The sequence below is a fragment of the Marinobacter oulmenensis genome (assembly GCF_014201735.1).
Classification (GTDB): domain Bacteria; phylum Pseudomonadota; class Gammaproteobacteria; order Pseudomonadales; family Oleiphilaceae; genus Marinobacter; species Marinobacter oulmenensis.
In genome coordinates, this window is sequence record NZ_JACHFE010000015.1 from 1 (window position 1) to 12047 (window position 12047).

The 12047-nt window shown below is 53.5% G+C and carries 8 protein-coding genes and 1 pseudogene; 8 read left to right on the forward strand and 1 reads right to left on the reverse strand.

Annotated elements, in window-relative coordinates:
* Positions 1-108: 108 nt before the first annotated feature.
* The 8 genes and pseudogenes from HNR38_RS17540 to HNR38_RS17045 form a co-directional block, all read left to right on the forward strand.
* Positions 109-456, forward strand: a pseudogene (locus tag HNR38_RS17540) (type I restriction-modification system subunit M N-terminal domain-containing protein); the annotation flags it as partial.
* 3 nt (positions 457-459) lie between these two features.
* Positions 460-2460 carry an N-6 DNA methylase gene (locus HNR38_RS17015; protein WP_343068350.1) on the forward strand — a complete coding sequence of 667 codons (2001 nt, stop codon included), beginning with the start codon at positions 460-462 and terminating at the stop codon, positions 2458-2460.
* Positions 2453-3709, forward strand: coding sequence for a restriction endonuclease subunit S (locus HNR38_RS17020; RefSeq protein ID WP_183706569.1), 1257 nt, complete (start codon positions 2453-2455; stop codon positions 3707-3709). The genes HNR38_RS17015 and HNR38_RS17020 overlap by 8 nt, the downstream gene beginning before the upstream one ends.
* Positions 3706-5508 carry a GmrSD restriction endonuclease domain-containing protein gene (locus HNR38_RS17025; RefSeq protein ID WP_183706571.1) on the forward strand — a complete coding sequence of 601 codons (1803 nt, stop codon included), beginning with the start codon at positions 3706-3708 and terminating at the stop codon, positions 5506-5508. The genes HNR38_RS17020 and HNR38_RS17025 overlap by 4 nt, the downstream gene beginning before the upstream one ends.
* 21 nt (positions 5509-5529) lie before the next feature.
* A complete protein-coding gene (gene darT / locus HNR38_RS17030; protein ID WP_183706573.1) occupies positions 5530-6177 on the forward strand; it encodes a type II toxin-antitoxin system toxin DNA ADP-ribosyl transferase DarT in 648 nt (215 codons plus the stop codon).
* Positions 6177-7241 carry a type II toxin-antitoxin system antitoxin DNA ADP-ribosyl glycohydrolase DarG gene (darG, locus tag HNR38_RS17035; protein ID WP_183706575.1) on the forward strand — a complete coding sequence of 355 codons (1065 nt, stop codon included), beginning with the start codon at positions 6177-6179 and terminating at the stop codon, positions 7239-7241. Before darT ends, darG begins: the two co-directional genes overlap by 1 nt.
* A 24-nt stretch (positions 7242-7265) precedes the next feature.
* Positions 7266-10598, forward strand: a complete 3333-nt coding sequence (locus HNR38_RS17040; protein ID WP_183706577.1) for a type I restriction endonuclease subunit R — start codon at positions 7266-7268, stop codon at positions 10596-10598.
* Complete coding sequence (locus tag HNR38_RS17045) at positions 10598-11293, forward strand: M48 family metallopeptidase (protein ID WP_221275885.1); 696 nt, start codon at positions 10598-10600, stop codon at positions 11291-11293. The genes HNR38_RS17040 and HNR38_RS17045 overlap by 1 nt, the downstream gene beginning before the upstream one ends.
* A 161-nt stretch (positions 11294-11454) precedes the next feature.
* Here HNR38_RS17045 and HNR38_RS17050 read toward each other — a convergent pair whose 3' ends face one another.
* On the reverse strand, positions 11455-11934 hold the full coding sequence (locus HNR38_RS17050; protein WP_246362793.1) for a hypothetical protein: 480 nt from the start codon (positions 11932-11934) through the stop codon (positions 11455-11457).
* Positions 11935-12047: the final 113 nt, after the last annotated feature.

Consider the following 12047-nt stretch of genomic DNA (forward strand, 5'->3'; position numbering starts at 1 on the left):
AACCGGCAGCGACCTCACACATTCAATGACGGCATTTCGCCCGTTGTTGCTGAGGAAAACCTTAAAATACTGTCCGGGATTAGTTGACCACTACAGGATGCCTCGGAGTTCAAGGAATACATCTTCGGCATGCTGTTCCTCAAACGCTGCTCTGATGTGTTCGAGCAGCGCTACCAGGGAGTTGTCTCCAACCAACTGGCAAAAGGCAAAGGCGAGGTAGAGGCGAAAGCCATTGCGGACATGGAGAACTGGTACAAGTCCACCTTCTATGTGCCCAAGCAATCCCGCTGGGAGTTTCTGATGAACGATGCCCACCACGGCGTGGGCAACTACCTGAACAAAGCACTGGCAGGTCTGGAAGAGCACAACGTGAGCCTGGCAGGCGTGCTGGAGCATATCGACTTCACCCGGAAGGTTGGCTCCACTACCTTACCAGACAAAAAGCTGCGGGATCTGATCGTGCATTTCAGTCAGTACCGTTTACGCAATGAAGACTTTGAGTTCCCGGACCTGCTGGGTGCAGCCTACGAGTACCTGATTGGCGACTTTGCCGACTCTGCCGGCAAGAAAGGTGGGGAGTTCTACACGCCCCGCCCTGTTGTTCGGATGATGGTCAGGCTCGCGAATCCACAGGAAGGACAAAGCGTTTACGACCCATGTTGTGGATCGGGGGGCATGCTGATCATGTCCAAGGAGTATCTAGAGGAACAAGGTGGCGATCCAAAGCACCTCTCGATCTTTGGCCAGGAGAACTCTGGATCAGTCTGGGCTATCGCCAAAATGAATATGCTTCTCCACGGTATTCAGAGCGCAGATCTGCGTAATGAGGACACAATAGAAAGTCCTCAGCATGTCGAAGACGGCGAACTAATGCGCTTCGATCGGATTCTCACTAACCCGCCTTTCTCCTGGCCGTTCGGACCCAATGACAAAGAAGGTCAGAAAGGATGGGCGCCCAGCTTTCGAGAGAGATTTAAATACGGGGAAGTTCCCCTTGGCGCGAAGAAAGCCGACCTGATGTTCCTGCAACACATGGTCGCCAGCCTGAAATCCGACGGCATGCTGGCCACTGTTATGCCCCACGGTGTGCTGTTCCGAGGTGGTGATGAAAAACGCATTCGTGCCGGGCTGCTGGAGAACGATCTGATTGAAGCGGTGATCGGCCTCGCCCCCAATCTGTTCTACGGCACCGGCATCCCTGCCTGCATCCTGGTATTGCGCAACAAGGGTGCTAAAGCACCAGAACGCAAAGGCAAGGTGCTATTCATCAATGCAGACCGGGAATACTACGAAGGCCGGGCACAGAACCACTTGCTGCCGGAGCATATCGAAAAAATCGCCAGCACCTTTGAGGGCTTTGCGGAGGCTGACAATTTCTCGCGCATCGTTAGCCTGGAAGAGCTGCGGCAAAATGACTACAACCTCAACATCCGCCGCTATGCGGATAATGCCCCAGCACCGGAACCCCAAGATGTGCATGCGCATCTGGTAGGCGGCATCCCCCTGAAAGAAGTTCGGGCCAAGCAAGCTCTGTTTGATGCTCAGGGCCTGGACCCCATGGATCTACTCACGCCCAAACCCGGTGAAGAAGATTATGTGGACTTCCGGGACGACCTTACCGATAGGGCCGCGATCAAACCGGTCATCGAACAAAATGCCGGCATTCAAAACAAAGAGGCCCGGCTCAAGGACAGCTTCGAAATTTGGTGGCAGCAACGAGCCCCACATATTGCCCGGCTCTCCGGTAATGGCCAGCAACTAAGTGCCCTGCGGGATGAACTGATAGGCACCTTCACCCACGCCCTGGACCCGATCAGCATGCTGGACCGGTTTGCGGTACGCGGCATCATCGCCGGCTTCTGGGACCAGAACAAAAACGAATTCCGCACCCTGCAGGCACGCGGTGTGCTCGGGGTGGTGGATGCCTGGCGTACCAGCGTCATCACGCTGCTGGAAGACGACCAGAAGAAGACCAGTCCGCTGGATCACAAACTGGTGACCTTCCTGCTGGCAGATTACGTGGCCGAGTTGGAAGACCTGCAAGCCAAAAAGGCTGAATTGGATGCGCGCATCAAAGCCGCCACGGCACAGCCTGAGGAAGACGATGAGGCGGAACCAGATGAAGACGCACCCACAGAGGCGGATATTAAAGGCTGGAAATCCGAACGAACTAAAGCCACCAAAACCCTGAAAGCCAAACAGGCGGGCTTTGAAGCACATTTGAGTGAAGCGGTGGATGACCTGGACGAAGCCGGAGCCGCCGAGTTAGTTCTTACTATTCTGCACAACGACATGCTGGGAATATTGGACACGTACATTCGTCAGCAGCGGCAGGAGATGATCGCAGCGTTTGAATCGTGGTGGGATAAGTACCAAGTGACGTTAGCAGATATTGAGGCCGAGCGGGATGAAGCTGCCTCTGAACTGAAGGGATTTCTGGCGGGGCTGGGATATGTCTAAACTTTTCCCCACTATCCCGCTATTCCAAGCTGCGGAAATCAGTATGGGACAGTCGCCCGATTCATCAACGGTAAATGAGATCAACTCGGTGGGGATGCCATTCCTACAAGGGAATGCTGAGTTCGGCGATAAACATCCATCGCCAAAGTACTCGTGTATCAGGCCGCCCCGTGTCGGTGAAACGGGAGCGACTCTCATTTCTGTACGCGCCCCTGTTGGCCAAACAAATATTGCAGACAGGGATTACTGCATCGGTCGAGGATTGGCTGCAGTCAGGGCCCATGAATATGGTCCGGCCTTGTGTCGAGCAATTATGGCCCACAAAGCTGGAACATTGAAAAAGGTATCTCAAGGAACGACGTTCGAAGCGATTAGTCGTGATGACCTGCTTTCTTTGCAGGTGCCTCGGATACCGAATGCAGAGGCTAATCTCATCGAAAGTGTGCTCGACACTCTGGACATCCAAATCCAGAAAACCGACGCCCTGATCGCCAAATTGGAGAAAATCAAGGAAGGCCTACTCCACGATCTACTCACCCGAGGTATCGACCATAACGGCCAGCTACGACCCTCGCCAGAAAAAGCACCGGAGCTTTATCAGGAGTCTGCTTTGGGTTTAATCCCCAGGGATTGGGCAGTCAGCAGCGCGCACCAAGACTTCGTTATCGATTCAGGTTTCACTCTAGGGGCTCACCGAAGGCCCCAAAGAAACGCCCGCCCATACCTGCGTGTTGCGAATGTTCATCGGGGCAGGTTAGATCTCTCTGAGATTGCCTACTTAGAGGCAAATGATGAAGAGATGGCCAAAAAGTCGCTATCCAAAGATGACCTCCTCATAGTTGAAGGCCACGCAAACCCAGGCGAAATCGGTCGCTGCGCAATGGCTACTGAATCAGTGTCTGGGTATACCTTCCAAAACCACCTATTCAGGCTGAAAGCGATAGCTTTAATTCCGCACTTTGCATTCTTATGGATGAACTCTGACACCGTAAAAAAATATTGGAGAAAAGCAGCCTCATCGAGTTCGGGTCTATACACGATTAATCGTACCAAGTTGGAAGCAGTTCCGACCGCCAAGCCCAAGAACGCTGAACAGCTTGCAATCTCTCGCCTCGTTAAAAAACACGAGGATGAGATTGCCACAGCCACCCAAGAGCATAAAAAACTAAAGAAACTCAAAGCCGGCATTTCTGATGACCTTTTAACTGGTAAGGTCCGCGTTACCTCACTACTCAAGGATGCAGTATGACCACCTTCGACAGCACCAAACGCTCTCTACCCGAATTGCTCAAAGACATCACCAACGGCAAAATCCAGCTGCCGGACTTCCAGCGAGGCTGGGTCTGGGATGATGAACACGTAAAGAGCCTTCTGGTCAGTATCGCCAGATCCTTCCCGGTTGGCGCTGTCATGTTAATGGAGACGGGCGGTGAGGTGAGGTTCCAGGTGCGTCCAGTTGAAGGCATATCAGCGAAAGACGTGACTGATAACCCCGAACGCCTGATTCTGGATGGCCAGCAGCGCCTGACTAGCCTTGCCCAGGCCATTGCATTAGTGAGTCCAGTGGATACCCGAACGGTCAAAGGACAGAAAATCAAGCGCCACTACTATTTTGACATCCAGCTGTCGCTCGAAGGAGAGAATAGGCTGGAGGATGCCATTATTAGCGTGGATGAACACCGTCAGACCCGCTCAAATTTCGGACGCGACATCGAATTGGATCTTTCCAGTCGTGAACTGGAATGCAAGCAGCTGTATTTTCCCTGCGACCAGATCATTAATTCTGATGATTACGAAGAGGCGCTTCAGGAGCACTCTCCAGAATCGTTCGGCATCTACATGCAGTTCAGAAAGGCAGTCATCAACGCTTTCCGCTCCTACCAGCTCCCAATCATCGAACTGACAAAAGAAACCACGAAAGAAGCCGTATGCCTCGTGTTTGAGAAGGTCAATACAGGCGGTGTGCAGCTATCGGTGTTCGAACTGATCACCGCCAGCTATGCCGCTGAGGGCTACAATCTGCGGGATGATTGGTTTGGCTCAGAAGATCGCAATGTGGACTCCCGCCGGGCACGACTTGCCAGACATGAGTTACTCAAGGGCGTCGAGAGCACCGATTTTCTGCAGGCCATTACCCTACTCCACACACGCCAGCGCAAATATCAGGACATCGACGACGGGAAACAGGGCAAGCAGGTTCGACCGGTCAGCGCCAAGCGTGCTTCTGTACTGGAGTTGCCTCTGAGTGCTTACCAGAAATGGGCCGATGAAGTTGAGGCCGGTTTCATTGAAGCCTCCAAGTTCCTGGCAGGTGAATGCTTCTTCAGCCGGAAAGAGCTGCCTTACGGCACCCAACTGGTGCCACTTGCTGCGACAATGACACTGCTCGGTGAACGCTGGCGAGAGCCAAAGGTTCACCAGAAGCTGGCCCGCTGGTTCTGGTCTGGCGTATTGGGCGAGCTCTACGGTGGCGCCGTTGAAACCCGCATTGCAGTAGATCTCGAAGAGCTGATGTACTGGTTCGAGGACGACAGCTCAACACCTCGTACCGTCACCGATGCTTCCTTTGACCCGGAACGCCTTGAGTCTCTGCGTAGCCGCTTGAGTGCAGCGTACAAGGGCATCAACGTCCTGATCCTGCGTGAAGGCGCCTCCGATTTCTTCTGGAAAGGCAACATCCAACAGCTGGACACCCAGGAAGTGGCGCTGGATATTCACCACATCTTCCCTCGCGCCTGGTGTGAGGCCAACGGCATCCCGCCCAAGGTTTATGACTCGATCATCAACAAAACTCCGATTTCCTATAAGGCCAACCGGATGATTGGTGGGGATGCGCCGTCACGTTATCTGGCCAAGCTTCAGAATCATGACCAGGTGCAGCTCGAAGACCCTGAGATGAATGCCATTCTGGAGGGACACTTCATTCCAACAGCCCAATTACGGTCCGATGACTTTACTGGGTTCTTCGAGTCGAGAAAGCGTTTGCTGATGGGGCTAATCGAGAGAGCCATGGGCAAAAAAGCACTCTCGGAAGATATGCACTCGTAGCCACGCGCCGGAGTAACTGCCATGGGGTTTGAGAAAGACCTGACGCCAGAGAAGGCTTTGATATTTCGAATCACTCATCGGAGAAATCTCCCTTGGGTATTTGATAATGGCATCCATTGCCGGTCCAGCGCCCAACAAGATCAGGGCTTCGTCAGCATTGGCAACCAGGAGCTCATTGAAGGAAGAAAGGAACGGACGGTTCCCATGGAGCCGTCCGGCGTGTTGTCGGATTACATTCCGTTTTACTTCACACCCTACTCTCCCATGCTGCTCAACATTGTCACAGGCCGTAACGTGCCCCAGCGCCCCAAGGCAGACATCGTTATTCTGGTCAGCTCTCTTCACAAGGTGAGCGAGGCAGGCATCCGGTTCCTGTTTACGGATCGGCATGCGTATCTTTTCAATGCCAGTTTCAGCAACGACCTCAGCCAGCTGGCGAATATGGTTCCGTGGAAGCTTTTACAGGCAAGGGATTTTCGGAAAGATCCGGAAGATCCCGCCAAATCGGAACGCTACCAGGCCGAAGCGCTTATTCACCGCCATCTCCCGGTGGATGCTCTCTTGGGCGTGGTAACCTACAATGACCGGGTTAAAGCGGAAGTTCACGCATTGGCTGCTGAGCGGCAACTGAATTTGGGCATACACAGTAAACCGAGCTGGTTCTTCTGATGATCGAATATACGAAAGGCAATTTACTGGAAGCGGATGTCGACGCGCTGGTGAACACAGTCAACACCGTTGGCGTGATGGGCAAAGGCATTGCTTTGATGTTCAAGGAAGCCTTCCCCGAAAACTTCCATGCCTACGCGAAAGCCTGCAAGGAACACCAGGTGCGTACCGGCCAAATGTTTGTGACCGAACGGACTGACTTGATGGGGCCACGTTGGATCATCAATTTCCCGACGAAGCAGCACTGGCGTACCAAAACAAAGCTTGAGTGGATAGACACCGGCCTTCAGGATCTTCGCAAGGTGATCACTGAAAAGGGCATAAAGTCCATCGCGATCCCACCGCTGGGGAGTGGCAATGGAGGGTTACATTGGGCCACGGTGAAGCCTCGAATTGAAGAAGCCCTGGGTGACCTTACCGGTGTTCGTATTGTTCTGTTTGAACCGACGGCCGAATACCAGAACGTAACGCGTCGAACAGGCGTAGAGAAGCTGACACCACCTCGCGCACTGATTGCTGAGCTGGTTCGCCGCTACTGGGTGCTCGGAATTGAGTGTTCATTGCTGGAAATCCAGAAACTGGCCTGGTTCATGGAGCGGGCCATTGTGAAGTCTGGCCTGAAAGATCCGATGGACCTGCGCTTTGAGGCCAACCGTTACGGCCCATACGCAGACAGATTACGGCATTTGCTGGACTCCCTGGACGGCAGCTATTTACGCTGCGAGAAACGCTTGGGTGATGCCAAACCTGAGGACGTCATCTGGTTTGAACAGTCACGCAAAGAGAAGGTTCACCTTTATCTCAAATCCGGCGAAGCAAACGCTTATGAGGCGGCATTGGAGCACGTGTCGGAATTAATCGATGGCTTCCAATCACCCTTGGGCATGGAACTCCTCGCAACGGTAGACTGGTTGATCGAGCGCGAGGGGTGTTCCCCCAACCTGGAAAGCGTCAAAGAAGGGTTACGGAATTGGCCTGCCGGAGCAGCTGCGGCTGAACGTAAGGTGAAGCTGTTCGACGACAGCATGCTCAATCTGGCCATCGAGAGATTGCACAATTTTTAATGGATTAAAAAAACAGGAGTTGTAATGCCCGGCCCGGAATTTACTGAAGTCGAGCTCCCTTTCATTCGACAACTGGAACAGGAAGGCTGGGATTACATTGAGGGCTCGCTGGAAGAGCCCGCTGTTACCCATCGTGAAACCTTTGCCCAGGTCGTCATGGAGTCGTTGTTTCGGGAACGACTTGTGGCCATCAATACCCGGAACGGCTCGCCGTGGCTGGACGAGCGCCGTATTGATCAGGCGATTTCAGCCATCACCCGCCTTCCCGCCAATAAAGTGATGGAAGCCAATCAACTGGCCACGGAGCTACTTCACGGCGGAATCACTGTAGAGGGCCTGCCAGACTGGGACAGCGGCAGGGGGCAAACCATCCAGTTCATTGACTGGGCAAACCCTGAGAACAACACCTTCACCGTAGTGAATCAGTTCAAGGTCAAATGCCCGCCTGGGCACGATGGCTGGAAAGGCCATGTGATCCCCGACCTGGTTCTTTTTGTTAATGGCATCCCCCTCGTCGTCATCGAATGCAAAGGCCGCACGGTTCCCGAGGGCCTGACCGATGCTGTAGACCAGTTGCGCCGTTATCATGATCAGCGCTACCACGATCTCGAAGTGGGAGAACACGAGGGCGCCCCTGCCCTGTTCTCTACCAATCAGTTTATGGTGGCCTCGAATTTTGACGATGCGCGAGTGGGAACAATCGGTGCCGGATTCGGCCATTACCTGAATTGGAAAACCGTGGTGCCTCGGTCAGAAGCCGAGGTAGCAGAAAAGCTCGGTGTTAGTTCACTGTCCTCTCAACAACGGTTGATCGCTGGCATGCTGCCACCGGCCAATCTGCTCGATATCGTCCGCCACTTTATGCTGTTCATGAGCACGGGTGGCCAAACCATCAAACTCGTATGCCGGTACCAGCAGTACCGAGCCGTAACACTCGCCGTCCAGCGCCTGAAAACCGGCAAAACCCGGATTGAGGATGGCGAGCATGACCGCCGGGGCGGCATCATCTGGCACACCCAGGGCAGCGGCAAAAGCCTCACGATGGTATTCCTGGTTCTCAAGATGAGAACCGACCCGGATCTTCGCCGATTCAAAGTCGTCGTGATCACAGATCGAAAGGATCTCCAGGATCAGTTGTCGGGCACTGCCACTCTGACCGGTGAAACCGTCAAAATCGCCAACAACACCGGCAAACTGAAATCCCTGCTGGGGCAGCCCGGCCCTGGACTCGTTTTCGCAACCATTCAGAAATACCGTGAGCATGAGAGCGTTTCTGCCGCATACCCACCTCCCAAAGAGGAACGTGGGCTTGAGCTCAACCGCCGAGATGCGGCAGAAAAAGCTGACAGCACACCGGTAAAGCCCACTCCCGCAAAACCACTAGGGCTGATCAACGACAGCCCGGATATTCTGGTGATGATTGATGAGGCTCATCGGACCCAGGCGGGTGATCTGCATGCCAATCTTCTGCAAGCTGTACCCAATGCTGCCCGAATCGGGTTTACCGGTACGCCCATCATCATGGGCAAGAAAAAGCAGACCAGCGATATCTTTGGCGAGTACATTGACCGCTACACCATCAAGGAAGCGGAAGAAGATGGCGCCACGGTACCCATCCTCTATGAAGGCCGAACGGCAGAAGGTGCCGTTAAGGAAGGCGCCAATCTCGACGATCTGTTCGAGGATCTATTCAAGGAGCGAACCAAAGATGAATTGGAGTTGATCAAAAAGAAATACGCCACCAAGGGCCAGATCTTTGAAGCACCCCTGCTCATCGAGGAAAAGGCCGCCGACATTCTCCGCCACTACGTAACCAACATCCTTCCAAATGGTTTCAAGGCACAGCTAGTGGCCTATAGCCGTCGAGCCGCAATCCGGTACCTGGAAGCACTCAAACAGGCCCGGTCAAAGCTACTTGAAGAGGCCATGGCGCTGCCGGCTGAAGACAAGAACATCGCTGAAACCGACGTAATTACTCGACCACCGCGAGTTCAGGCGGCTATCAAAGCCTGGCAATACCGCGACCTGTTGCAGAAACTGGATTTTGCCGTGGTATTCAGTAGCAGCAACAACGATGACAGCGGCTGGTCGCAATGGAGTGACAGGGCTGAAATTGAGCACAACATCAAACGCTTCAAGAAACCGCTGTTTCATAAAGATCCTGAAAAGGCGGACCCGCTCAGTTTCCTGATCGTTAAATCCATGCTGCTAACTGGTTTTGACGCTCCCATTGCGGGCGTGATGTATCTGGATCGTCCTATCCGTGAAGCGGAATTGCTTCAGGCGGTTGCCCGGGTGAACCGCACCGGCTTCGGGAAACGTTGCGGGATTGTGGTGGACTACTATGGCGTCGCAAATCACCTGAAAGAGGCACTTGCCGCCTACAGTGATGAGGATGTTGAAGGCGCACTGCAAAGCCTGAAAGACGAAATCCCGATGCTGCGGGACCGCCACCTGCGTGTCGTCGATGTGCTGAGAAAACAGGGCGTTGATAGCCTGGAGGATGCAGAGGAGGCAGTTACGGCCCTGGGTAATGAGAGATTGAGAGCCGAGTTCATCGTTAAGCTGAAGGAATTCAACCGAACGCTGGATGATGTGCTGCCCCGGCCCGAAGCGCTTGAGTTTGTGAACGATGCAAAACAACTGGCCTACATTCACGCCCTGGCGCGAAATCGCTACAAGGACAGCCCGGAGCTGGGTAAAGACGTTGGCAACAAAGTCCGCAAGCTGATCGATGACTACATGATCTCCCTAAGCATTAACCCGAAGATTCCGCCGGTGCAATTAACGGACACCGATTTTGATCAGCATATAAACCGGCAAGTCAGTGATCGAGCCAAGGCATCCGAAATGGAACATGCCGTGCGCTCTCACGTGCGTAAGCACCTAGACGAAGACCCGGTGAAATACACCAAGTTAAGCGAACGCCTGAAAGAGATTCTGGACCAGTTGGACGGGCTCTGGCAGGAGCAAGTGGATGCTTTATCGAGCCTGGTCAAGAAATTGAAGGACGCCGAAGCAACGGACGATGAACCGACGTCTGCCCTTCCCTCCAATCACCTACCCTTTTTGAGACTGATGACCGAAGTGAAATACGGAACCGATGCGCTCCCTGCAGCCGATGAACAGGAGAGCCTGGAGCAAGCCACCGCCTCCACTGTTCAAATTATCCAGGAAGAATTGCGCATCCCGGATTTCTGGAAACCCGCCCACCTACCGGACCAGGAGCGCTTGCGGGGCAGGCTGTTCGAAGAATTGTTCGAACTTGATCTATTCCCCATGGATCAGCTGGATGGATTGCTAGACAAGCTAATCGACCTGGCCAAAGCCAATCACAGCAAGTTGGTAAACGCGTGATGGAATTGCAGGTAGACGATCTGACTTTCGAGGTGCGCCATAGCAAACGGCGAAAGACCCTGGAAATCATCGTAGATCGCGAGGGCGACTTGGTGATTGCCGCTCCCAAAGGTGTGGAAGATCAACTGCTCAAGGACTTCGTTCAAGAGAAAAAATTTTGGATCTACCAGAAGCTGGCAGAGAAAGCCGAGCTGCAAAAGCCTCAGCCTCGGAAGGAGTACGTGAATGGTGAAGGCTTCCTTTACCTGGGCCGGAGCTATCGCCTGAAACTCGTTGATGACCAGCAAACTCCCCTCAAGTTGGTAGCAGGTCGATTTTGCCTACGCAGAGACCTGCAGCCTGACGCAAAATTGCACTTCATTCACTGGTACAGCACCAAGGCCCAGATTTACCTGAACGAAAAAGTCCAGACACTCGCCGCACGTATGGGAGTGGAGCCAGCAGGCGTAAAAATCCAGGATCTGGGTTACCGCTGGGGCTCCTGCGGCCGGGGAAACCGCCTCTACTTCAACTGGAAGACCATCCTTTTACCACGAGAGATTGTGGAGTATGTGGTGGTGCATGAGCTCACACACCTGCATGAACCGCACCATACGCCGCAGTTCTGGAAGCGCGTGGAGCGGGTCCTGCCGGATTATGAGCGAAGGAAGGGGTGGTTGGCTAAGAATGGGATTGGGGTGGAAGGGATTGATTAAATTGCACCCAAAACCATGTGTTTTATAAAGTCCTGAGAGTTACTTTTCTAAGAAGGGTTTCCAAACGATTTGGTTAACCACCTCCCTACAAGAAAACCCCGCTTGCGTGGAGGTGGGGTAAGCTATTTATTACCTGTGACCCATACTCATGAATCCAGCACTCAATCCCGCTCCAATTGCCGCTGATGTTCGAGCATCTGCTCCATCATGAGCTGCATCTGGTTCATGCGGTTTTGCATCATGTCCATACGCTGCTGATTATCCATGCTCGCAGCCCCAGAGCGATTTCCCTTGGCATTGTTACCCGGCTGTTTGTTGCCCTGATTATTCATCATGCCCCGGCCCTGCTGCTGGCCGCCCATCATACCTTGGCCCATCATGCCACCACGCATCATACCCATGTGGTCCTGCATGGCTTCCATATGTCTTTCCCGAATTCGCTGGCGCTCTTCTGCTGACGACGCATTACGCATCTCCTGCATCATTGCCTGCATTCGTGACATATTTTCATGCATATTTTGCATCTGGTCTTGGTTCATCATGCCCCCTCGGGGCATTTGATCGGAGTTGCCTTGGGCAACCCCTAAAGCCGGTGCTACAACGAGAACCGAACACGCAATTAAACGGCTGAATCTGTTCATAACTCACTCCTTACAATGGGGTTCTACCCCGTTACTGCGGACATTCCTAAAAAGAGGCACAATGTGCCAAAGGAGTGTTCATGTCCAGACGCAGAAAATATAGCCCAGAGTTC